General features: G+C 38.7%; 20 protein-coding genes. 11 read left to right on the top strand and 9 right to left on the bottom strand.

What is annotated here, in order from left to right:
* Nucleotides 1-55: 55 nt before the first annotated feature.
* The 8 genes from CCY97_RS01025 to CCY97_RS00990 all read right to left on the bottom strand — a co-directional run bounded on the left by CCY97_RS01025 (nucleotide 56) and on the right by CCY97_RS00990 (nucleotide 9358).
* Nucleotides 56-274 carry a hypothetical protein gene (locus CCY97_RS01025; protein WP_112063636.1) on the bottom strand — a complete coding sequence of 73 codons (219 nt, stop codon included), beginning with the start codon at nucleotides 272-274 and terminating at the stop codon, nucleotides 56-58.
* A gap of 75 nt (nucleotides 275-349) precedes the next feature.
* Nucleotides 350-931: an aminodeoxychorismate/anthranilate synthase component II gene (locus CCY97_RS01020; protein WP_112063635.1), complete on the bottom strand. Its 582-nt coding sequence runs from the start codon at nucleotides 929-931 to the stop codon at nucleotides 350-352.
* The gene (gene pabB, locus CCY97_RS01015) at nucleotides 928-2826 is read right to left on the bottom strand and encodes an aminodeoxychorismate synthase component I (RefSeq protein WP_112063634.1); all 1899 of its coding nucleotides are present in this window, start codon (nucleotides 2824-2826) and stop codon (nucleotides 928-930) included. The genes CCY97_RS01020 and pabB overlap by 4 nt, the downstream gene beginning before the upstream one ends.
* A gap of 7 nt (nucleotides 2827-2833) precedes the next feature.
* Nucleotides 2834-3733 (bottom strand): methylenetetrahydrofolate reductase, encoded by a 900-nt coding sequence (locus CCY97_RS01010; protein WP_112063633.1) that lies wholly within the window; start codon nucleotides 3731-3733, stop codon nucleotides 2834-2836.
* Between the two features lie 142 nt (nucleotides 3734-3875).
* On the bottom strand, nucleotides 3876-6152 hold the full coding sequence (gene metE / locus CCY97_RS01005; protein WP_112063632.1) for a 5-methyltetrahydropteroyltriglutamate--homocysteine S-methyltransferase: 2277 nt from the start codon (nucleotides 6150-6152) through the stop codon (nucleotides 3876-3878).
* 101 nt (nucleotides 6153-6253) lie between these two features.
* Nucleotides 6254-7411 carry a capsular biosynthesis protein gene (locus CCY97_RS01000; protein ID WP_112063631.1) on the bottom strand — a complete coding sequence of 386 codons (1158 nt, stop codon included), beginning with the start codon at nucleotides 7409-7411 and terminating at the stop codon, nucleotides 6254-6256.
* 22 nt (nucleotides 7412-7433) lie between these two features.
* Entirely contained in the window at nucleotides 7434-8108 is a 675-nt protein-coding gene (locus CCY97_RS00995) for a hypothetical protein (protein WP_112063630.1), read from the bottom strand.
* Nucleotides 8105-9358 carry a hypothetical protein gene (locus CCY97_RS00990; protein WP_112063629.1) on the bottom strand — a complete coding sequence of 418 codons (1254 nt, stop codon included), beginning with the start codon at nucleotides 9356-9358 and terminating at the stop codon, nucleotides 8105-8107. Before CCY97_RS00990 ends, CCY97_RS00995 begins: the two co-directional genes overlap by 4 nt.
* A gap of 107 nt (nucleotides 9359-9465) precedes the next feature.
* Here CCY97_RS00990 and CCY97_RS00985 point away from each other — a divergent pair, with 107 nt between their 5' ends.
* The 6 genes from CCY97_RS00985 (at nucleotide 9466) to flgK (ending at nucleotide 14831) form a co-directional block, all read left to right on the top strand.
* Nucleotides 9466-10485 (top strand): glycosyltransferase family 10, encoded by a 1020-nt coding sequence (locus tag CCY97_RS00985; RefSeq protein ID WP_112063628.1) that lies wholly within the window; start codon nucleotides 9466-9468, stop codon nucleotides 10483-10485.
* Between the two features lie 24 nt (nucleotides 10486-10509).
* A complete protein-coding gene (gene thrC, locus CCY97_RS00980) occupies nucleotides 10510-12021 on the top strand; it encodes a threonine synthase (protein ID WP_112063627.1) in 1512 nt (503 codons plus the stop codon).
* A gap of 16 nt (nucleotides 12022-12037) precedes the next feature.
* Nucleotides 12038-12211, top strand: coding sequence for a hypothetical protein (locus CCY97_RS08165; protein ID WP_181562775.1), 174 nt, complete (start codon nucleotides 12038-12040; stop codon nucleotides 12209-12211).
* Nucleotides 12212-12289: 78 nt separating this feature from the next.
* A complete protein-coding gene (locus CCY97_RS00975) occupies nucleotides 12290-12508 on the top strand; it encodes a flagellar biosynthesis anti-sigma factor FlgM (RefSeq protein WP_112063626.1) in 219 nt (72 codons plus the stop codon).
* A gap of 66 nt (nucleotides 12509-12574) precedes the next feature.
* On the top strand, nucleotides 12575-13000 hold the full coding sequence (locus CCY97_RS00970) for a hypothetical protein (RefSeq protein ID WP_112063625.1): 426 nt from the start codon (nucleotides 12575-12577) through the stop codon (nucleotides 12998-13000).
* 10 nt (nucleotides 13001-13010) lie between these two features.
* Nucleotides 13011-14831 carry a flagellar hook-associated protein FlgK gene (gene flgK / locus CCY97_RS00965; protein ID WP_112063624.1) on the top strand — a complete coding sequence of 607 codons (1821 nt, stop codon included), beginning with the start codon at nucleotides 13011-13013 and terminating at the stop codon, nucleotides 14829-14831.
* Nucleotides 14832-14833: 2 nt separating this feature from the next.
* Here flgK and CCY97_RS00960 read toward each other — a convergent pair whose 3' ends face one another.
* Nucleotides 14834-16210, bottom strand: a complete 1377-nt coding sequence (locus CCY97_RS00960) for a M23 family metallopeptidase (RefSeq protein ID WP_112063623.1) — start codon at nucleotides 16208-16210, stop codon at nucleotides 14834-14836.
* Nucleotides 16211-16378: 168 nt separating this feature from the next.
* Here CCY97_RS00960 and CCY97_RS00955 point away from each other — a divergent pair, with 168 nt between their 5' ends.
* The 5 genes from CCY97_RS00955 to ileS are packed head-to-tail and all read left to right on the top strand — an operon-like array spanning nucleotide 16379 to nucleotide 22903.
* Nucleotides 16379-17584 carry a peptidoglycan DD-metalloendopeptidase family protein gene (locus CCY97_RS00955; protein WP_112063622.1) on the top strand — a complete coding sequence of 402 codons (1206 nt, stop codon included), beginning with the start codon at nucleotides 16379-16381 and terminating at the stop codon, nucleotides 17582-17584.
* Between the two features lie 8 nt (nucleotides 17585-17592).
* Nucleotides 17593-18207: an NUDIX hydrolase gene (locus CCY97_RS00950; protein WP_112063621.1), complete on the top strand. Its 615-nt coding sequence runs from the start codon at nucleotides 17593-17595 to the stop codon at nucleotides 18205-18207.
* Nucleotides 18208-18217: 10 nt separating this feature from the next.
* Nucleotides 18218-18937: a plasminogen-binding N-terminal domain-containing protein gene (locus CCY97_RS00945; protein WP_112063620.1), complete on the top strand. Its 720-nt coding sequence runs from the start codon at nucleotides 18218-18220 to the stop codon at nucleotides 18935-18937.
* 19 nt (nucleotides 18938-18956) lie between these two features.
* Nucleotides 18957-20069 carry a flagellar biosynthesis protein FlhB gene (gene flhB / locus CCY97_RS00940; protein ID WP_112063619.1) on the top strand — a complete coding sequence of 371 codons (1113 nt, stop codon included), beginning with the start codon at nucleotides 18957-18959 and terminating at the stop codon, nucleotides 20067-20069.
* Nucleotides 20070-20122: 53 nt separating this feature from the next.
* Nucleotides 20123-22903, top strand: a complete 2781-nt coding sequence (gene ileS / locus CCY97_RS00935; RefSeq protein WP_112063618.1) for an isoleucine--tRNA ligase — start codon at nucleotides 20123-20125, stop codon at nucleotides 22901-22903.

Below are 22903 nucleotides of genomic sequence, written 5' to 3'. Positions count from 1 at the left end.
AAGAATCGATGGTAGTTGCCAAAAATATCTTGCAGATGGAAGTTAGAGTAGGGTTTTAGGATCTTTGTATGCTTACTAGCCTCTGTATTACCCCCCCCCCTAATTGTTTTTTTATCAGTTGCTTGAGAGTATTTGCATCTTTGTAGGTAAAAACCCCATTTCCGCAAACTAACATATTTTCTTCTGGATGGATAAGAATCTCCTCTCTTATTTCGCCATCAATTGTTGCTTGGGTAAAAGTCGTAGTTTTCTTAGCAAAAAAATTTAAGATCATTACTCCCCTTTGGGTACAAGGTATCTAAAACGCGTATTATATAAATGTTTCTAGCGGCTTTCCTATAGCAAACTTTTAGATATGCAAAAAATTCTGTAAGAGTTTTTTGCCTTTCTTTGAGAGTAATGATTCTGGGTGGAATTGTATGCCATAGATTGCAAGTGCTTTGTGTTTGAGAATCATTGGGATTTGGAGGTTTTGGAATTGTATGTAGCCTAGTAGCTGGCATTCTCCAAGTGATTTTACAAAAAGCGAGTGATAAAGCCCGACTTTTAGGGGACTAGAGATTCCTTTACACAGGGGATTTGGCAGAAAATTACAAAGTGCAGTTTGTGCATGTAAAGGAGAGGGGAGCTGTGCTATTTCTCCACCAAAAGCTTGAGCAATGCATTGCATGCCTAGACACACGCCAAGTATCTTTTTGTATCTACCAAAGACACGTAGGATTTCCATGCAAATTCCAGAATCTTTTGGCGAGCCAAAGCCAGGCGAGATAACAAGATACTCAAAGCTATCAATAAACTCTCTTGTCTTTTTTGTAAGTGTAGGCGCAAAGTCGTTTTTCACCACCATAGGCTGGATTCCAAGCTCACAAAAATAATAGACCAGATTGAAGGTAAAAGAATCATAGTTGTCAATAATAAGCAGCCTACTCATAGCCTTACTTCAAATACCCCATATACAGAATTGAGCGCAAAAATCCTTGCGTTTTGAGAATCTGTTGTTTTAAGAATCTTTTCTGTCATACAGCCGCAAGAAAGCAGAAGTTCGCGCATGCATCCACACAAAAGCCCACTACTTAAAGCGGGCGTGAGTAGCTGGGAATCCTGCAAGATCGCGATATTACAACGCGTTCCTTCAGTAAACTCACCTCTTTGGTTTTGGTAAATCACATCAAACTCGCAAGAATCAGGTACCACAAAATGTGCTCGATTCGTGGTTTTGTGATAAAGGAAATCATTGTGCCAATCTTGTGTGTGCTTACTCAAGCTCACTTGAACAGGGAGTGAATTGTGTGGAAAATCTTTTTTCTCACGCGCTTCAAACTCTAGTGTGCCATTTTTATCAAGCAAAAACTTTAGAATAAAAGGCTTATGTGTCTTAGTAAAATCTAAATCTTTAAGGGCAGATTCTACAGCGTTTGTAAAATTTATAGGCAAAGGCATCCAAGCCTCTGTAAGAGCAAGAGGATGCAGTGGTATGGAATCTCTTAGTAAGGCTTGCACGAGGTTTTGTGTTTGGACAATGAGTTTGTCTGAAGGAGCGGGTTTTTGGGAATTAAGCAGTTCATAAAGCACGGGATTCTGTCTGCTATTTGCATCAAGTCCATAGAGCTCACATGCGCTTCTTAGAATTCGATAAAAGTGATACTCTCCCAAAAATGCTTCTAACCCTTTAGCAGTGCGTCGTAGTAGCATAGTCTCAAAGAGCTTAAAATCTTGGCTAAAAAGAAATTGCGATTTGAGCTGCAACTCCGCAAATTCCTCACTGCATTTAGAATCCCACACTATAGCACCTCCTACGCCATACCGCCAAGGCTCACCTTTGCGTCGTTGTAATGTTCTGATAGCGACATTGAAAATCGCTTTTTTCTTATACACAAGTCCTATGCTTCCACAATAGACATCACGAGTTTGATTTTCTAGTGCCTTAATGATGTGCATGGTTGATTTTTTCGGAGCGCCAGTTATCGAGCCACAAGGAAAAAGAGCATCAAATATTGCAAAAAGATTGCAAGTTTTTCCTGGGGAGTCTTTCTTAAGACGTGCCTGCAATGTCGAGACCATCTGATGTAAGCTTGGCAGGGTTTTGATTTTGAACAAGTTTTTTATTTTGAGTGTTCCACTACGAGCAATTTGGCTTATATCATTGCGCAATAAATCCACTATCATGATATTTTCTGCCTTGTTTTTAGAATCTGTGCGGAGGAGTTTTTTTCTGTGTTCATCCTCTTTTTTAGTTTTACCACGAGCGATTGTACCTTTCATTGGCTGGAGTGTGATTTTGTCATTTTTGAGTTTGAAAAATAGCTCAGGAGAAAAGCAGATAATCTCTTGGGAATCTGTACTAATAAAGGCCTTGTAGCTAGTATCTTGCTTTGGTAGCAAGGAAGTGAAAATACCAAAAGCACTATTGTGGCTAGAAAGCTTTAGTTCTTGTGTGTAATTTACTTGGTAAGTGTTGCCACAGGCCAATTCTTTTTTGATACGTCTGAAATATTTCTTATAACGGGCTTGGTCTAGGTTTTTATGGATACTAAAAGCAAGAGTTGGGTTTGTGTTTTTGTGCAGGATCTTCTGGAGTTTTTTTCGTTTTTTGAAGCACCAAAATTCAAGCAATGGCTGTGTGGTTGTGTCGTAGAGTTTTGAAGAAACTTGAAGTTGCAAAAAATCTTGAGAGAAAATCCCTGCTTCATAGCTCACAAATCCAAGCACATAAGAGTTTTTCGCACTAGATTGTATTTTGCTAAATGCTTCTTGTAATCCATTTTTTTGGTATGCCACTATGCGTGAAGTTGGCTTGTAGTAGGCATATTTGCCAAAAATCCACATACAGGACCTAAAAGAAATGTTCAAAAAGCTTGAATTTGTCTGGATTCATAAAGTGGAATTTATTGCTAAGAGTTTGTAATTCCAAAAGTAGCTTAGAGCTTAGCTCAAAACCTACTTTCTCCTCCTCTTCTTTGCCTATCTCTGCAGCAGATTCTAGGCGTGTTATAAAATCCTCTGGCACAAAGACCCCAGGAAGCTTGTCTCGTAAGAACAAGGCTGCCTTGAAACTTAAAATCGGATAATACCCCAGTATAAGCTCTACATTGCGATTGTATTTTGCGTTGAGTTTTTGAAGATTATGTAGTAGGAATTCTGCACTTTTTCTCTCATACACTGGCTGTGTGAAAAATCCCTCACATTCACTTGAAGCCAGTTTTTTGGACATTTTATTAACAAGAGTATCCATATTATTAGCATAAGAGTTGAGCGTATGGAAGTTATAGATTTTCTGCACTTTGCTTGCTAGCTCTTTTCCATTAAACGCATAGCCTTCGTTGAGACTTGTGATAATTTGTGCGAGTTTGAGCGAATTATCCTCAAACACACCCTTAGATTCTTTACAATCCCCCAGATTTATGGGATCACCTGTAAGGCTCAAAAACGCTCGCACTCCCAATTCATTCGCAGCCAAAATGTCGCCACAAAGTGCTATGGAATTTCTATCGCGCATAGATAAGGTACAGATTACAGGTTTTTGCAGTGCATTTTGGAGTTTGAAGGAGCTTAAGATTGATGAGGGCTTCAATCTTGCCAGTGGAGAATCTGTGCAGACAAAGCAGGTTACTTTCTGGAAAGACTTGAGGCTATACAGCAGTTTAGAATCTAAGCTAGCAGAAAGACTTGGCGTGATTTCAAGGCTCAAAAAATTAGCGCTTGAGTGTATATGAGTGATAAGAGAATCTAGCATTGTTACAACCCATTAAAGCCGCATTGCAATCAAACCAGTTTTGCAAATAAGCGGCTTGGGAGTGGATCTTGGGATAAATCTGTAGCTGCGCTGGAATGCTTTTGCAATGCAAAACCCTTACAATAGTACTCTGATAATGCGCTTACGCCAAACTCTTGCGCACATTTTCTACAGCTTGCACCATATTTTTAAGGCTTGGCTTTACTTCTTCCCATTTGCGAGTTTTTAAACCACAATCTGGATTTATCCATAACTGCCCTTTTGGTAATACCTCTAAAAGAGCTCTAATCTGAGTTTCTAGCTCTTGCACACTTGGGATTCTAGGGCTATGAATATCATACACACCCGGACCTACTTCGTTTGTATAACCCACATCTCTAAAGACTTTGAGTAGTTCATTGCCACTTCGAGCGGTTTCTATACTTATCACATCAGCATCAAGTGCTTCAATGGTTTTGATGATGTCATTAAACTCGCTATAGCACATATGTGTGTGAATCTGTGTGCTAGATTCTGCTACGGCAGTAGAGATTTTGAAGCATTTAAGCGCCCATTCTTCATAGGTTTTGACATTTTCTACGCGCAAAGGATAGCCCTCTTTAAACGCCGCTTCATCAACTTGAATAATCCTAATCCCGCCTTTTTGCAAATCATCAATCTCATCAGCAATCCCAAGTGCTATTTGCTCACATACTTCTGAGCGCGCTAAATCATCCCGCACAAAGCTCCAGTTGAGTATTGTAACTGGACCTGTAAGCATTCCTTTCATAATCTTTTGTGTGAGGCTTTGGGCGTATTTGCTCCATTCGACAGTCATTGCCTTTGGGCGACTCACATCACCATAGATAATAGGTGGCTTCACACAGCGACTGCCATAGCTTTGCACCCATCCATTTTGACTGAATACAAAGCCCTCCATTTGCTCGCCAAAATACTCGACCATATCATTGCGCTCTGGTTCACCATGCACAAGCACATCAAGCCCGACTTCTTCTTGGAACTTCACGCAGTCTTTGATGTACTCTTTAATGCCCTCTTCATAGGTGTTCTTATCAATTGCACCTTTTTTATAATTTTGACGCAAAGCACGGAGTTCTGGAGTTTGAGGAAAAGAGCCAATAGTAGTTGTGGCTAAATCACCATAGCCTAGCTTCTGGCGCTGAATCTTGATACGCTCGGCAAAGCTTGCACTCCTTTGTGTGGAAGTATTTGCTTTCACTCTATCGCGGATAGTCTTGTTGTTTGTTTTGTTTGAATTTTTACGCGCGATATTTATGGTCTTATTGGATTCTAAAAACTCTATAGAATCTTTGCTTGCATTTGCGCCATTTTTGAACAAATCCTCAAGCACTTCTAATTCTTGGATTTTCTCTTTTGCAAAACTTAGCCAAGAGAGGATGCTAGATTCTATTTTATTCTCATCATCCTTCCCAAAGGGCACATGCAAAAGAGAGCATGAGCTGCTAAGGACAATGCGATCTTTAGGAAGCACTAGAGCAAGAGAATCTAGCTCTTTGAGTTTGGATTGCAAATCTGCTACCCAGATATTGCGTCCATCAATCACACCAGCAAAAAGCACCTTATCGCTTTTTGCGATGGCTTGGAGGCTCTGTAGGTTTTTCTCTCCGTAGATGAAGTCAAGGCCGATTCCATAAATTTTAGTCTTTAAAAGCATCTCTGTAAGCTCATTGCTATGCTCAAAAAATGTGCTCACAATAGCCTTGACGCCTTTTTGCGCGATGACATTATAAATACATTCAATTGCTGGTATATCTTTAGAGCACCAAAGCTCGCGAAACTCCTGTGTCAGACCTTTGGTAAAAATAGGTTCGCTAAATTCAATCACAACATTTGGAATCTTTGCTACAAGCTCATCAATGAGCTCCAAATAAACGATTTTGACCTTGTGGAATACTTCCTGTGGCTCACCTTTGATAATCTTGCTTAGTCCAAAAAATGTAAAAAGACCAATAAGACTAATCTTTGGCTTAAAACCCAAGCTTTGCGCTTCATTGTATTGTGCGATGATAGCGCTTGCATCTGCTTTGTATGTGTCATCTACACTAAGCTCTGGTACAACATAGTGATAGTTTGTATTAAACCACTTTGTCATCTCACAAGCTACACCTTCTTTATTCCCACGAGCCATGGCAAAGTAGCCTTCTAATCCTTGGAGATTCTTAAATCTCGCAGGCTTTGCGTTAAGCGCATAAGCCAAATCTAGCACATTGTCATAAAAGCTAAAGTCATTCACGCAAACATAATCAAGATTTTTTTGTATATCCCAATGTTTTTTACGCAAACTCTTTGCTGTGTCTTCTAATTCGCTTTGACTACACTTTCCACTCCAAAAAGCTTCTAGTGCCTTTTTAAGCTCTCTATTTTGTCCAATACGTGGAAATCCAATGATATTACTCATAATCCTAATCCTTGATATATCCTAATAAAATTTTCGGGCGTTATTTTGGCATAAATTTTTAAAAATACAATATGTGTTTAAAGATTTTTACATAGCATGTGTCATGCATCAAGCAGTTTGAGTTTGTGCAAAATCTTTTCAAGACGCATAATATTTGTATCCAGACTGTAGGTCTTTCGCATCGCTAATGAGCGGTTTTTGTATCCCAAAATCTCATCTTTGCTAAGAGCCAAGAGTGCCTCTAGCAGAGATGAGATACTAAAATCTCTAGCCACTACACCGCATTTGTTGGAATCTAAGAAGTTTTTAATCTCTGGAAGTGGTGTGCTAAGCACGCAAAGCCCTGCTTGGATATACTCAAAAAGCTTATTTGGCATACAATATTTGAGGTTAAAAGTTGTAGGCATAAAGGGAATGAGCCCGATGTCAAAACCCCTTGTGCTTGGGATAATTTCATTCATAGCTACTGGAGGCAGAAAAATAAGATTTTTTATTGTACGGGCTTTCTCTTGTAGGGATTCTAAAAAATTTGGCTGATTGCTTAAAGCCAAAAGATAAAGTTTATAAGAATATGGAAGACTTTTTGCAAACTCAAGGAGATTGGCACTACTCCTATCCGGGCTTACAAAGCCATGATAGATGATAGATATATGAGATTGTATCCTAGGACAATCCGCCCCAAAATATGGTGGTAAGGACAAAAACACTTCGCCCTCTATCCCAAATTCTTTTTGGTAACGAGCCAAGATCCCCTCACTTACGCACAAAGCATAATCAACCTCTGAGAGATACTCTTCGCATAGATATGTAAAAAACTTCCCAAAACCCTCTAGCCATTCCTGTGAATTCTCGTATTCGAGTGGATAATACTCCCGTAAGTCAATGAGAATCTTGCCTCCACGCCTCTGCTTTTCTTGAAACGCAAAAGGCAAGAGGGTGATATCCTCTACAATAAGCAAGTCCTGTGGGGGAAGTGAGTGCAAAATCTCTGGGATTTTCAAGCGGTTTGGCGTGAAAATCAATTTATCAAATTCTCTGTTTTTACATAACTCAAAGAGTTTTTTACTCTCTTCTTGACTTCGCTGCTTTTGTGTAGGCAGAGGTGGGAAGCTAAAGGTAGCTATATCTTGTATTTGGGAACATTCCCTAGCTATTACACTAAGTTCAAAACCCCCAATTTGCTTAAGCATTTCTAAGATTCTAAATGGCCTGGGTCGTTTGAGTACATCATGATCACAAAGCAGAGTAATGTTTTTCATAGTTTCTGATTAAGTTATCAAGCTAGCAAGATGTAATTTTCCCTTGTGGTAAAACACAAAGAGATTTTTTCTGCTGTTTCTTGTTTAATGAAATGACAAATCTCTCATCAAATCGCAAAGGAATTTTTGAACAAAATGCTCTTGTGAATCTGTCAAAATAGATTCTTGCTGTTTCTCTTTCAGAACAAACTTTTGGAGCCACGACTTGAAGTGATTGGAGACCTAGTCTCTCAGATAATCTTGTATTCAATAAGGTGTTGTTCTTGCAAACAGCAGAAGTATTTGTGTTGTTGTATCCACTCACACAGCGACCAAAAGAATCCAGAGCAATTACATCTGCTGCCATAGGCCGTGAATCAAAGTTTGTGCTTATGGATTTTCTTGGTGTATCGCTAAATACAGAGTAGCTTGATGTACTGTAAATTTTTCCTAGATGCAATTGGAATTGCCAAAAGCTGTTTTGTGTATGTTTGAGTAAGGAGCTTTCATTGATAGAGGGAAATTCCCTTTTGAGATTTTGTGTATCTTGGATATGTAAAAACTCTCTATCATCGCTAAGAGCGAGAATCTCTGCGTATTGGAGATGGTAGGCAAGGGTGTGGTGGGCAAGATTTAAACTTTGGTTTTGCCAAGGTAGGCTAAAGAGCGTAAAGAACGCACAGATTCCAAGCACAAATGCAAGCTCCAAAAGATTCATTGCTTTTTCTTAATAAAAATTTTTTGCTTTTTTGCAGGCTTTATGGTGGTTTGAGTAGGAGCTATGGGGGTAATTTTATAGCGAGCGATTATTTTCCACAGGTATTCAACACTTATATCAGATTGTTGCGTGTCCTGTGTCTTACGAAGGATTGTATTGGCGGTACTATCTATCCCATAGAATCGCAATTGCAACTCCAATTTTTTATCCTCTGCTTGTATGGATTCTATCCCCTTGCTTTTGAGTGCGTTTGCAATTTCTTTCCCATAATAATACGAATGCGCAAAATGGGACTGTGTGCTAAATAAGTAGAAAAATTTATTGAAATACAATCCCAAAGACTGCAAAAACATGAATAATAAAATAAGGTTTAATCGCATAACATAGGGCTTTGCAAACATTTTCAGTCGGATTCTAATATCACTTAAAAAATGCTTTATTACCACAGGTAGAGCGATTACACTTAAAGGTACAAGTGTTTGTAAATCTACTTTTTGCCGTAAGGAAAGAATTGTCACAAAGATAAGCGCGCTCAAAGAGATGTAACTCATAAACTCATTGTGTTTGCGGACAGATGCAATGAGTGTGTAAATGTAATACACCAAGAGAAGTGGCGAAAACAAAAACATAAGACCACCAAGCGTATCAATAAAGTGGCTTTGTGGATGTCCGCTTACATCGATACCAAAAAAAGACATATTGATTCCAAAACAAAGCAAGGTAAAGAAAAGATAAGTTGTATCTTTGTTTCTGAGCGCATAAAAAAACATACCCAAATACAAGATGCTAAAACTTGGGTCTAAAAATACGCTAAATGCTGGAGTGAAATAGGGATTTCTTGAGAAACGCTTCTGCCAATAAATACAAATAAGTGCAAGAAAAATGATGATGTTTGTTTTTGAGATAAGAATCGAGCTAAATACAATGCCGGGCAAAAGCATATACACAAGCACACACAAATAGCCATCGCTTGCTCTTTTGAAATAATTCAGACAAATCGCATACAAAAGCAATATATTGCAAATATGCACAAATACAAATGGCGCACGGAGTGCAAAGTCATTGTGCCCAAGAGTTTCATAACTTACTCTGGCCAAGCGGTAGATAAATTCATCAGAATAAAAAAATCCCAACGCTTCTTTGTAATGGATGCTGATTTCGTTGATATTAAAAAACAGGCTCAAAATATGCAAAATAAGTGTAAAAACAAAGAGAATATGGAATCTAAGATTGTGTTGAGAATAAATCATAGTCCTTAACCTTGGAAAAGTCTGTTGGCAGGCATTATAGCCAATAGGCCTAGAAAAATTGTGTTAGAATCACCACAAGCAAATTCTACTAAGGCATTTTAAAATCCATGAAATCAGAATCCCCAAGTATCCACTTTGTTGATGGTTGTATTCAGAAGCCTTTTTTGCCCTTTTTGCCAAAAAAACACATAAGGGATACTAAAGATCCGGATTTTCTTTTTTACAGCGTGTTTGGGAAAGCAGAGCATGTAGAGTTTGATGGTGTGAGAATCTTTTATACAGGTGAGAATGCGCGCCCGGATTTTAATTTTTGTGATTATGCAATAAGCTTTGATTATTTGGAATTTGAAGATAGACATTTGCGCTATCCATACTATCTTTTTTCAGAAAGCTTTAGAAGCCTATGCAAAAATGAGCGCCAAGCACCTTATAGCTTTACCAAAGAACATTGTGCGCGTAAGTTTTGCTCTTTTGTGGTGAGCAATGGTAAAGCAGATTCCATAAGAGAGGAGTTTTTTGAGGCATTGTGCCTATATAAACATGTGGATTCTGGAGGAAGATATAAAAATAATATCGGTAAGTGTGTAGACGATAAGCAAGCATTCTTAAGCCAATACAAATTCAATATTGCATTTGAAAATTCTGCTACGCATGGCTATATCACAGAGAAAATATTTGATGCCAAGCTTGCTGGGAGTGTGCCAATTTATTGGGGTGATAGCAGTATCTCAAAGCCTTTGGCTGAATATGGGGGAGGGCTAAATCCAAAAGCATTTGTAAATATTTGTGATTTCAAGAATCCCAAGGAAGCAATAGAGTTTGTGAAATTTCTTGATTCTAGTGATGGGGCATATTTGGAGATGCTCAATGCACCTTTGTTAATGGATAAAGATCATGATGAAATCTTTGATAGGCAATTAGCGAAGTTTTTGGATACTATCTTTTCCCAAGGCAGACAAAAAGCCTACCGTAGAGGTTTCGGCCAGTGGCGTTTGAATATCGAAACGCGTTACAAAAAATTCCAGCGCACGCGGCGGATTCTTACGCAAATCACCCATTTATGGCGCTTGGTTTTATCGATTCCAAAGTCCATTATTAAGAAATTAGTTCTTTTGGCTAGGCCCTAAAAATACAAATCAAGGTTGTTGGTAATGAATACAATGCTACAAACAAGAGGTGAAGGGGATCAGGAAAACAGGAGTTTTCAAGAGGCTTTGCTGGAGCCTAACGCAAGTTTTGGAGGTCTTTATGCTTTTTGTGATGTGAAACCCTTGGCATTAAAAGAATTAGAGCAGCTAAGCAAACTCTCTTACAAGCAGCTTTGCAAAAAAGTCTTTGGGATTCTGGGTTTGGACTTAAGAGAAGATATCTTGGAGCTTGCATTGGAAAGCTATGAGGGTTTTGATTGTGTGTCAAAAGATAACGACGCACCACTTGTTCTCTATAAATATAATCCCAATCTTTTTATCCTTGAGCTTTTTCACGGACCTACTCGCGCTTTTAAAGATATGGCACTGCAGCCTTTTGGCGCGATTATCTCTGCTTTAGCTAGAGAGCAAAAACGCAGATTTTTGGTCCTTGCTGCTACAAGTGGTGATACCGGACCTGCTACATTAGAAGCATTTAAAGACAATGAATATGTGCAAGTAGTGTGTTTGTATCCAAAAGATGGTACTTCAGATGTCCAACGCCTGCAGATGGTTACACAAGATTCTCAAAATCTTAGGGTTATAGGTATTGAAGGTGATTTTGATATGGCACAGACTGCACTCAAGAATCTCTTAAGTGACAGGGAGTTTAAGGATATTTTACACGCACAAAGCATCACTCTTAGCGCCGCTAATTCCGTCAATATCGGACGCATCGCATTCCAAGTGATCTATCATATTTGGGCATATCTTGAGCTTGTGCGTAATGGCGCGATTACTTTGGGAGAGAAAGTCTATAACATAGTACCAAGTGGAAACTTTGGCAATATTTTAGGTGCATTGTATGCGTATAAATTGGGTATTCCTTTTTCTAAACTCATTAGCGCGTCTAATCCAAATAAGATTCTCTATGATTTTCTCACCACAGGAGTTTATGATATTCGATCGCGTGCATTGATAAAATCAAATGCTCCAGCAATGGATATTTTGAAGAGCTCAAATGTGGAACGAGTCTTGTTTGAGTTTTTTGGCAGCCAGCGCACAAAGCAATGTATGCAAGAACTCGAAAATAATGGCATATATAAACTCATACAGACAGAATCAGAGCAGCTACGCAAAGTATTTGCTGCTAGCTTTTGTGATGATGTGCAATGCGAGGCACAGATAGCCCAAGCTTTTAAAAATGGCTATTTGCTTGATCCCCACACAGCCTGTGGTATGAATGCTTATAGAGAGTTTACAACTCAAGAAAGAAAGTTTTTACTATGCTCAACAGCAGAATGGAGTAAGTTTGCTCCTATTGTAGATAGGGCTTTACATGGCGGTACGCAGAGAGATTATAAATTGCTTGCTGATAGAGATGCTATCAAATCCATCCAGAAAAGTGCAGGCAATCTAGAATCGGTTCAATTAAATAGTAAAATCGCGGAGTTATTCTCTAAACCAATTGTTCATAATTATGTTTTGAATGTGAATGAGTTGAAAAACTCTATACTTTCGTGGATTCAGTCATAGGAATTAAGGAGCAGAATTGAGAAATTGGCTTATACCAAGCATAGCTTTTTTCTTATTTGTCTATGTGTTGGCGATTCTGGCAATCTATACTTACATGGATACAAAACTTTTGCTTTTTGAGCCTTCACAGAATTCTAGCACTACAAGTATTGAGGATTTCAAAAAAGAGCTCAATAAACGTATAAATTAAGCTAAAATAAAGACCTTTATGGTCGATTTGGAGTCTGTTTAGTTTCAACATTAATTCCAGGAAATCAAGGAGAATACAATGATAACGGGTGTTAATTTAGCAAATATGGCATCTTTGCAAAACAGCAAAGAGTTACAACGTGATAATCCTAATCAAAATGCACTCAAGGCGCATGAAGCAAAAGAAAGTGGTTTAGACAAAATCAGCGTGATAAAAGAGCAAATTGCAAACGGCACATACAATATAGACATACAAAAAACCTCTCAAAAAATGGCACAAGACTTGCTTAACATCTAACAAATTTCCTACCACTATTTCAAATTATTATATTTTAAATTGTTTAGGTAGGGCTTTGGAGATGATATGCTGGAGCAATACCTACAAGGTGCTATAACTGATTTACAACAACTCATAGACATCACACATCAAGACATTGCTGACATTCAAATTGCTAATAACGAAGCAATTTTTTCTCGCAATGAATCCAAAAATTCACTCATCAAGTCTTTCGAACAGAAAAAAATTCTTATAGAAGAAGAAATGCAGCAGCTTATGGATAAGAATCCACAAGATAAATTGCAAGATCTTTTACCACCAGAAGTCGATAAGGGCTTAGATACTTTACGCAAGGTTTTGGTGGAATTAAAAAAACTCAATAGTGCATACGCACAGAGTGTATTTGCGGTTTCAGAATTTTATTCATCATTACTTACACGTTTGATTCCGCATGAAGAAAATGGCTATGGTGTAAGCCAAGCTTCTGTGCGACTTTTACAAACACAAGCCTAAGTAGTATCAAATGGGTGGAATTCTCTCTTCTCTTAATACCTCTTACACAGGTCTCCAAGCCCATCAGGTAATGGTGGATGTTACGGGGAACAATATCTCAAATGCTAGTGATGAGTTTTATAGCAGACAGAGAGTATCTATCCGTCCTGGTAAGCCAATCTATCATCCACATTACAATCTTGGAAGTGGTGTAAGTATCGAGACAATCGCCAGAATCCACGATGAATTTGTATTCTCGCGTTATAGAAACGCAAACGAGGAAGCGCAGTTTTTTGATACACATTTTACTTTTTTGCGAGAAGCAAGTGCATTTTTTCCAGAGATCGATGGCGTAGGGATTTATAATGATTTAGAGCAGTATTTTAACTCCTGGAAGGATTTAGCAAAAAACCCTAGCGATCCGGCACAAAAGCAAGTTCTTGCGAAAGATGCTCAAACTTTAATCAAAAATATTGTTGATACGCGCCATAGATTAGAAATATTGCAAAAAAAGGCAAGCGATGAGCTAGAGACTATAGTCAAAGAAGTGAATCAAAATGCAAAAGAAATTGCAGAAATCAATAAAAGACTAAAAGAAATGGAAGATGCACTAGAATTCAAGCAAGCAAATGAATTGCGTGATAGACGCGATGAACTTGAATTTAATATACAAGCGCTTATGGGAGCTAATATTTTTAAGGGTCATTTAAAAAGTGATTATGCTATCCATCCGATGCGCGTGGATTTTGATGATGACTATATACTGAATGTTGGCGGTGGATTTAATATCGTTGATGGCTCGATACACCATCCGCTTGTTTCAAACAAAGACGAAAGCTCACTTAGTCTCAATAAGGTCTATTTTCAGAACAATGACTTTAAGCATGTTGATATTACAGATAAAATCATTCAAGGCAAGGCAGGCTCTCTCATTGCTTTGTATAATTCAGGTTTTGATGGTTCGCCTGTAGGTAAGATCCAAGATTATATCAACCAGCTTGATATTTTTACTAAAGGTTTTATTGAGGCTACAAATGCTATCTATTCACAAAGTGCTTCCAAGTTTATAAAAAGTGATAGGTTAGATATTGTGCGCACAAATGCCTTGAGCGATACAAATTACAATATTAGAGAAGGCAGCTTTGATATTATAGTTTATGCGACCACAGGTGAGGAGATGGTACGAAAGACCATAAATATTGAGCGCATTACAACAATCAATGATGTAATAAACGCAATTAATGCCAACACAGACGACAATAAAAACAATAACCCACTTGATGATGTAGATGATTATTTTAGTGCTTCTTTTGATGATGTATCACAAGAGTTTGTCATACAGGCAAAAGATCCTGCAAAAGGCTTCTATATAGGGATTCGAGATAATGGAAGCAACTTTACAGGTGCATTTGGGCTCAATAAGTTTTTTGAAGGATCTAGTGCTAGAGATATTGCACTCTATAGCGAATATGCTAAAGATTCTACTCTTATTCGTCCTTGGGTTGCTCCTGTTAATGGAAATTTTGAAGTGGCAAATATGATGCAGCAACTCCAATATGATGATGTGGATTTCTACACAAATAAACTTGAAAAAAAAACAATGAGAATCACTGAGTTTTTCCAATTTCTCGCAGGTCGTGTGGCCACACAAACAGAACAAGCCCAACGAACCAAAGAGACCAAAGATTCTGTGCTTTCTGCAATCAAAAAAGAACATCTGGCAATTTCGCAAGTAAGCATCGATGAAGAGATGGTAAATCTTATAAAATTTCAGGGTGGTTATGCTGCAAATGCGAAGGTTATTACAGCAATTGACAGAATGATAGATACATTGCTTGGTATGAAGCAATAGTACTATTTACTGAGTCTGGCTTGTGCAAGTTTGAAAACATTATTGACATTTTCTTCTATCCATTTTGGATTCATCCATTCAGAGAGTGCCACCGGATATCCTTGCACGAGAATCTCTAAATGCAGATGATCTCCAAAAGACCAACCACTTGAACCGGTATATCCTATAACATCATCTGTTTTTACTTCATCACCTACTTTAAGGCAAAAATTAGAAAGGTGAGCATAGAGTGATGAAAGCCCAAAACCATGATAGAGCATCAGGGTATTTCCATACAGACCAAGATAACGTTTCATTGTTACTAAACCGGCATTGCTAGCTACAATAGGAGCTTGTTTGGTACTTACAAGATCTATCCCCATATGTGTTGCAGTATTTATATGCTCCTTGTTGAGGTAATAGTTACGCTTATCACCAAAAAATCCTACTACCCTTGAGTTTTTTAACGGAGCAAATGGCACAAACTCATTCACATAGCTCTTATGGGAGGTAATAAGAGTGCTTGCTTCTGCGATTTTCATCTTATTCTCGTGTCGTATTATTTCATTGATGAATACAAATCGCTCTTTGTCATTCTTTAAAATTTTGGATTTTTCAGAATCGATTTGGTGCATTAGCTCTGCAATCTTGGATTCTAAAAAGCTTTCTTTCAACCTGATATTTGTTTTACGGATTGGTGCAGAGAGGTTTTTATTGAACTCTATGGGTATTTTTGTGGTATTGAGCGCTTTATCTGTGGCAGTGATACTGGCTTCAAAAAATGTATTTTGGAGTGGCCAGGCAATAAAACTTGCAAAAAGCTGTGTGTCTGTTTCAAGAGCGATCCCTTTAGGTTGGTAGTGAAAAGCCTGGAATTGGTTTTTGCCATTGCTAATTTTTAAAGAATCCAGTGCAATGTCTTTGACTTGAAAAATTACCAGTGCGCTACCAGAACGAGAGATTTTTGGTGAAGTCGCGACCACTTCTATTTGTGGTGGAATTGTGTCTATGGTAATAAAAGAATCAAGAGTTGTTGTGTTCCCAGTGAAAAGATTTGCATTACTCCAGTCTGTAACTTTGATTCTGTATTGGATGGTTGTCTTGTTTTTGAGGTCAGAAGGTGGCTTAGGAAGTGGAATAGAGAAAGTTTTTGGTTTACGTAAAATTACTTCTTTGGCAATATAAAGTACTTGGGAATCTAATAAAACTTCGATCTCATACTTACGCAACCCGCTCTCATCGCTAAAATCCACAAACAAATCATCTTTAAGATTCCAATGTGTTGGGAGTGATGAGATTAATAGGGGTCTTGTGCGCTCGGCAAGAAAATAATTCATTGCCAAAGTGATACCTGCCAATAAAAAACAAGCAAGCACAGCATTAAGACAAATCCTTATCATCGAAATCCTCTTTAAGTCAAAATATCCCAAAGCAGCGATTATAGCCAAGAGTAGCTTAAAGCTTTGGTTGAGGTTTTTTTGTTAGGATTGCGGGCAAATCTTTATCAAAAAATTTCATCGGGATTGCTTACATTACAGATAGTCGATTGTAGGTTTTAAAGGGAAAGAATGGAAGGAATTCTTCGGATCTTGCTTGTGGTTTTTATCGCCGTAAATGGTGCGTATGCAGCGGTGGTACACAATGGTGTGTGGGAGAATGGCAATACACTCTTTGGATTTTTTCAGAAATACAAAATCCCAGCGAGTGTCTATTTTGAACTCAGTCCGGAGGACAGAGAACTTACAGGTGAGATTTATACAGGTGTGAGATATTTTGTTGCATTAGATGAGAAAGACAATCTGTTGCAAGCACTTATTCCTATCGGTGATGGCATGCAGATTCATATTTTTCGCTACAAAGATTCTTATAAAATAGACTTTAGACCAATTGCGTATTTTGAAAGTAGGCAGCAGATTGTGCTTGCAATCCAGAAATCTGCCTATCAGGATTTGATGGAGCTTACTGATGACAAGGGCTTGGTAAATGAGTTTTTGAGTGCGTATAAAAATAGTGTGAATTTTAGTCGCAATGTTATAAAAGGTGATAAATTGGCACTTATTTATGATCGCAAATACCGCTTAGGCATACCTCTTGGCAATCCGAGAATCCAAGCCGCAATGATAGAGACAAACAGAAAGCCAAATTATATTTTTTCCTTTAACAATGGACGTTATTATGATGGCAGTGGCAAAGAGATTGAAGGATTTTTACTCTATGCTCCAATTAGATTTGCTCGTATCAGCTCAAGATTTTCCCTCGGACGTAAGCATCCGATTCTAGGATTTGTCAGACCACATTACGGTGTGGATTATGCGGCACCAAAAGGTACTAAGGTAGTATCTGCTGGTAATGGTGTGGTAAGTTTTGTAGGCAAGAAAGGCGGTTATGGGAATGTGATAGAGATCCGCCATGAAAATGGATTGAAAACGATCTATGCACATTTAGATTCCTTTGCACCAGGTATGCAATCAGGTAGGCCCGTAAAGAGGGGACAGTATATTGCAAAAGTTGGCTCTACAGGTCTTAGCACCGGACCACATTTGCATTTTGGTGTTTATAAAAATAATCGCCCTATTAATCCACTAGGCAATATTAAAACTGATAGGAAAGAATTGCGCGACAAAGAGAAACGAGAGTTTTTGGCAAGTGCAAATACCTATAAGAGTGAATTGGATTTTTTAATAGCAGAAGCTCAACTTACAGAGGATAGGCAAGCCATTGTTGTGCGATTAAACCAAGAATGCTTAGAATGCTCTGCAATCCCACTAAGATAGTTGCATAAATGTTAAATCCTAAGATACAACATCTTACTCTTTATGCTAAAGAAAACACGATCACTGATATTTGTATGGTTGAATGTGTAGATTCTCCTTATATCCAGCCGCAGAGATTGAATTATGTGGAAAATGGCTATAAGAAATCATGGGATTTTATCAAGTCGCATGATAGCGTCTCTATAGTTTTACATAATGTTGAAACCGACAGCTTGATAGTCGTGCGGCAGTTTCGCCCACCTGTCTTTGTGCGAGAAGGCAATAAAGCAGCTTATGTCTATGAATTGTGCGCTGGGCTTGTGGATAAACCAAACAAAAGTGTAGAACAGATTGCTGTAGAGGAAGTGATGGAGGAATGCGGCTATAAAGTTGGCTTGGATAATCTACAAAAAATCAATACTTTCCGCAATTCTGTAGGATCAAGCGGAGCAAAACAGCATATGTTTTATGCACGCGTAGATTCCAAAGATAAGCATTCAGAAGGTGGAGGGGTTGATGGCGAGGTCATTGAGTATTTTGAGATTGCAAGAGAAGATCTTTTGGATTTTTTGCAAGAAGAAAGCATTATTAAGACGCCATCGCTGGGTTTTGGAATTTTATGGTTTTTACAATACACGACTTAAAGGGAGTAGTATGAGAATTTTGGTTGTCGTATTTTTGCTTGTGCGAGTGTTGTGGTCGTTGGAGACAGATCCAGTGCGCCAGAAGATAGAATCTATTGAGCAAGACTCTATATTTTTTAAAGCAGGTAATTTGAAACTTGGCGAAGGTGGTGTAGTACTTACACGAAACCAATCACACCAAGTCATTATTGCACAGGCAAAGATTCTAGAGATTATTGATGGCAAAGCAAGAGCAAAGATTACTGCATTTCATGCTATGAACCAGAAGTTTTTGCCTACTCCTATAAATGAAGTAAAAGTCGGTGATGAAGTACTCTTCCGTAGTTTTTATAATCGCGCTATTGCTCTTGCGCCAAATCAGGAAGCTTACCAATTCATTCTTAAAAACAATCCCAAGATACAGTTTATGCATATTGATTTGTTCGCTGCTTTTTTGCAGCGAACAAGTGTCAATGACCCAAAGAAAAAACATTTCCAAGCTTTCTGTCCTCGATACAGTATAGGCTTAGTTTTCATTATGGACTCTCAAGCTGTCAAAGTGCTTGATTGCCAGAGCTTTACAATCCTTAGCACACAATCTCTCCCAGATTCTAGTGTTATGCAAAAACAAGCCACGACGCCATTTTTCTCTCGTATCACTGCAGCAAACAAACCATTAGGTTCTCGCCTCAAACCAAACAAATCAAAAAACTATTTTGCGTACTATGATTGGCTTTTAAGAGAGCAATAAGACTTTATGAGGCTTATTTATGGCTGATGAAGAAAAACCTCTCGCCCCATCGCAGCATAAAATAGCTCAAGCCCGTGAAGAAGGCAATGTAAGCAAAAGTCCAGAGTTAGTCGGATTCTTTGTTTTATTGAGTGGTCTAGCGCTGCTTTTTTTTATGATTCCTTATTGGATAGAAGATTGTAAGAATATTTTTAAATACATAGCCACATTTTTCAGTATAGAGGAGTTTAATGCTCAGGAGCTTTTGGGGATTTTTGTTGTCATAGGGTATGAAATCTTTGCGATGGTAGTGCCAATTTTCATAGGACTTATGATTATTGGGATAGCAGCAAATGTTGGGCAGTTTGGCTGGATTTTATCTCCTAAGGCCCTGCGTCCTAAGCTCTCAAAGATAAATCCAATTACAGGCATTAAAAACATCCTTTCATTAAAGAAAATCCTTGATGGTTGTATGATTACCTCTAAGGTCTGTATCGCTTTTTTTATTGGGTTTGTAGTCTTTGTGAGTTTTTTTGGCGAGCTGCCTATGGTATCACGCTTTAACTTGTATGAGCAGATTCTATGGTTTCGAGAAAAGGCACTTATTCTGATTGGAATCTTGCTTATTTTGTTTTTTGTCATGGCGGTGGCAGATTTTATGATAAAGCGTTACCAATACACAAAAAGCCTGCGTATGAGTGTTAAAGAGCTCAAAGATGAGACAAAGCGCTACGAGGGAAATCCCGAGATAAAAGCTCGTGTGCGCCAAATACAACAAAAAATCGCCCGTTCGCGTATGATGCAAGAAGTGCCAAAAGCTTCTGTAGTCATTACAAATCCAACCCATTATGCTGTGGCTTTGCGTTATAGCGATGAAGAGCTAAGACTTGGTACGCCGCCTGTGATTGTCGCAAAAGGTATAGATGAACTTGCAATCACCATAAAGGCAGTTGCTCGGGAAAATAACGTCAGGATATTAGAGAATCCCCCTCTTGCAAGAGAACTGTATGCTCTTACAGAAGTAGGCTCATATGTGCCTCCAGATTTGTTCGCTGCGGTGGTAAAGGTATTAGAGGAAGTAGCAGAGCTTGATTACAGGCAAGGCAAGGATACATTGTTTAAAACCTTGCAAAAAGTCAAAGCGAAAACTTAAAGTTTATTTTATACAATCCCGCAAGGCTTAGAAACTCATCATAAAGGTAGTTTATGGATTATAAAGACACGCTTATTTTGCCCAATACAAGTTTTGCAATGCGAGGGAATCTCACCCAGAATGAACCGCTTACCTATAAACGTTGGCGACGAACCAACCTCTACTCTCATATCAGAATGCGTAACCAAGATGCCAAAGAGCATTTTAATATCCATGATGGCCCACCTTATGCGAATGGACACCTGCATATAGGGCACGCACTCAATAAGATTCTTAAAGATATAGTCATAAAGCAACATTATTTTGCTGGCCAGAATATTTCTTATCTGCCAGGTTGGGATTGTCATGGATTGCCTATTGAGCAGAAAGTAGAGCAAAATCTTGGCAAAGCGCAAAAAGATTCTCTACCAAAAACAGAGATCAGAAGACTTTGCAGAGAATGGGCTGAGAATTTTGTGACTATCCAAAGCGATGAGTTCCAGGCCCTTGGAGTTTTGGGAGATTTTGAAAATCCCTACAAAACTATGGATTTTGCTTTTGAAGCTCAGATCTATCGCACACTTTGCTCCATAGCCCGAAGCGGGCTTTTAGTACAGCGCTCAAAGCCTATTTATTGGAGCTGGGCATGTGAGACTGCTTTAGCAGATGCTGAGGTCGAATACAAAGAGAAGGTTTCAGATTCTATCTTTGTGCGCTTTGAGCTTGATAGTAAATCCAAAGAGGTCTTAGGGATTGGAGAGAATCCTGCAGGTGTGGTCATTTGGACTACTACTCCTTGGACTTTGCCAGCAAATGTCGCTATTTCTCTCAACCCAAATGAGACATATGCCTTGAGTCAAAATGGCCTTATTGTGGCTAAAAGGTTATTTGAGAAACTCAAAGATGATTTGGGATTAGACACAATCACAAGAGAATTTAGCGCCAAAGATCTAGAATACTTAAAGGCCAGAAATCCACTCAATTCTCGGGAATCTCTGCTTATTTTAGGAGAGCATGTGAGCTTAAGTGATGGCAGTGGTGCTGTACATACTGCACCAGGACATGGAGAGGATGACTATTACATCGGCTTAAAATATGGCTTAGAAGTGATTATGCCTGTGGATGATAAGGGATGTTTCTCAGAATTAATAGAAAGCTCAGGTTTGTTGCCAAAGGAGTTTATCCAAGAGTTTATTGGAAAGCATGTCTTTAAAGCCCAGCCTCGTATCTTAGAGCTTTTGGGTGAGAATCTCTTAAAACAAAGCAAGATTACGCATTCTTATCCACATTGTTGGCGTTCCCATGAACCAGTGATATATCGTGCTACAACGCAGTGGTTTATTCTTATGGACAAGCCATTTTTTGAAGGCAAGACTTTGCGCCAGATTGCACTACAAGAACTAGAAAATGTGAGATTCTACCCAGCAACTGGGCGCAATAGAATCTCTAGCATGATAGAAAATCGTCCAGATTGGTGTATCTCAAGGCAGCGCGATTGGGGCGTGCCTATTGCATTTTTTATAGATACACGTGATGAGAGTGTGCTATTAGATTCCGAAGTTTTAGAGCATATCGCACAGATTTTTCAAAACGAGGGTGCTACTGCATGGTGGGTAAGAGATATAAAAGATTTGCTCCCTGTAAGCCATCAGCATTTGGTTCCATTTTTGCAAAAAGGGCAGCATATTTTAGATGTATGGTTTGATAGTGGTAGTACTTGGAATGCAGTGTTACAGAATCCAAAATATGATGCTGGGAGCTATCCTGCCAGTATGTATTTGGAAGGAAGCGATCAGCATAGAGGGTGGTTTCAGAGTTCATTATTATTATCTTGTGCTCTAGAGTACAGAGCACCTTTTCAGGCCGTACTCACACATGGATTTACGATGGATGGGAATGGCGAGAAGATGAGCAAATCCAAAGGCAATACGATCGCTCCAGACGAGATACTTAGGGAATATGGAAGCGAAATCTTGCGTTTGTGGGTGGTTTTAAGCGATTACCAAAACGACCAGAGAATCTCAAGAGAGATTCTCAAACAAGTCAGCGAGCAGTATAAGAAAATCCGCAACACAATCCGCTTTTTGCTCGCTAGCACAGAAGGTTTGGAGGCTTTTGTAGCACTGGATTCTCCTATTGATAATGCAATACTTACTTTGGCACAAAGTGAGCTAGAGAATGCACTAGCACTCTTGAGAGATTATGAGTTTGCTAAGGGCTTTAGCGTTTTGATGGGTTTTGTGAATACGACTTTAAGCGGGATTTATATGGACTTGTGTAAGGACAGCTTGTATTGTGACAGTGTAGATTCTCCTAGACGCAAATCGATTCAGACTACTATGGCATTAATCCTCAAAAAACTCCTTTTTGTGATTGCGCCAACCCTTACTTACACAGCAGATGAAGCTTTTTCTTGTATGGATTGTGCGCTAAAAACTGGCATGCAAGATGTCTTTGATTTACGCAACATTGATCTGAGCGAGTATGTCAATGACTGCTCCTTTGATTTGGAGCGTTTTATGCGGATACGAGAGAAGTTTGGCGAGATACTAGATACGCTCAAGAAAGAAAAGCTTGTAAAGAGTTCTCTTGAGCTTTGTATTTTAACTTCTCATACAGAATCTAGCGAACTCAAGGATTGGCTTATTGTAAGTGAACAAGGTTTATATACAGAGCAAGAAAACAAAGAGGTCTTGGGAAAATTTGTTCTGGATTCCCAGAATACAAAAGATGAATTTGTTATCGTGCGTGCAAGCGGGCATAAATGCCCACGTTGTTGGCAGTTTGTCTCACAAGAGCAGGATACTCCTTGTGCGCGTTGCCAAGAGGTGATAAAAACAAGAGGTTGTTTGTAA

The sequence above is a fragment of the Helicobacter sp. 10-6591 genome (assembly GCF_003288805.1).
Classification (GTDB): domain Bacteria; phylum Campylobacterota; class Campylobacteria; order Campylobacterales; family Helicobacteraceae; genus Helicobacter_F.
Note: the sequence above shows the minus strand (reverse complement) of the source record. Positions and strands in the feature narration are given on the sequence as shown.

Bases quoted from the DNA above. Each gene is read 5' to 3' on its own strand.
- CCY97_RS01025 (WP_112063636.1), bottom strand. From the start codon at position 274: ATGATCTTAAATTTTTTTGCTAAGAAAACTACGACTTTTACCCAAGCA.
- CCY97_RS01020 (WP_112063635.1), bottom strand. From the start codon at position 931: ATGAGTAGGCTGCTTATTATTGACAACTATGATTCTTTTACCTTCAAT.
- pabB (WP_112063634.1), bottom strand. From the start codon at position 2,826: ATGTGGATTTTTGGCAAATATGCCTACTACAAGCCAACTTCACGCATA.
- CCY97_RS01010 (WP_112063633.1), bottom strand. From the start codon at position 3,733: ATGCTAGATTCTCTTATCACTCATATACACTCAAGCGCTAATTTTTTG.
- metE (WP_112063632.1), bottom strand. From the start codon at position 6,152: ATGAGTAATATCATTGGATTTCCACGTATTGGACAAAATAGAGAGCTT.
- CCY97_RS01000 (WP_112063631.1), bottom strand. From the start codon at position 7,411: ATGAAAAACATTACTCTGCTTTGTGATCATGATGTACTCAAACGACCC.
- CCY97_RS00995 (WP_112063630.1), bottom strand. From the start codon at position 8,108: ATGAATCTTTTGGAGCTTGCATTTGTGCTTGGAATCTGTGCGTTCTTT.
- CCY97_RS00990 (WP_112063629.1), bottom strand. From the start codon at position 9,358: ATGATTTATTCTCAACACAATCTTAGATTCCATATTCTCTTTGTTTTT.
- CCY97_RS00985 (WP_112063628.1), top strand. From the start codon at position 9,466: ATGAAATCAGAATCCCCAAGTATCCACTTTGTTGATGGTTGTATTCAG.
- thrC (WP_112063627.1), top strand. From the start codon at position 10,510: ATGAATACAATGCTACAAACAAGAGGTGAAGGGGATCAGGAAAACAGG.
- CCY97_RS00975 (WP_112063626.1), top strand. From the start codon at position 12,290: ATGATAACGGGTGTTAATTTAGCAAATATGGCATCTTTGCAAAACAGC.
- CCY97_RS00970 (WP_112063625.1), top strand. From the start codon at position 12,575: ATGCTGGAGCAATACCTACAAGGTGCTATAACTGATTTACAACAACTC.
- flgK (WP_112063624.1), top strand. From the start codon at position 13,011: ATGGGTGGAATTCTCTCTTCTCTTAATACCTCTTACACAGGTCTCCAA.
- CCY97_RS00960 (WP_112063623.1), bottom strand. From the start codon at position 16,210: ATGATAAGGATTTGTCTTAATGCTGTGCTTGCTTGTTTTTTATTGGCA.
- CCY97_RS00955 (WP_112063622.1), top strand. From the start codon at position 16,379: ATGGAAGGAATTCTTCGGATCTTGCTTGTGGTTTTTATCGCCGTAAAT.
- CCY97_RS00950 (WP_112063621.1), top strand. From the start codon at position 17,593: ATGTTAAATCCTAAGATACAACATCTTACTCTTTATGCTAAAGAAAAC.
- CCY97_RS00945 (WP_112063620.1), top strand. From the start codon at position 18,218: ATGAGAATTTTGGTTGTCGTATTTTTGCTTGTGCGAGTGTTGTGGTCG.
- flhB (WP_112063619.1), top strand. From the start codon at position 18,957: ATGGCTGATGAAGAAAAACCTCTCGCCCCATCGCAGCATAAAATAGCT.
- ileS (WP_112063618.1), top strand. From the start codon at position 20,123: ATGGATTATAAAGACACGCTTATTTTGCCCAATACAAGTTTTGCAATG.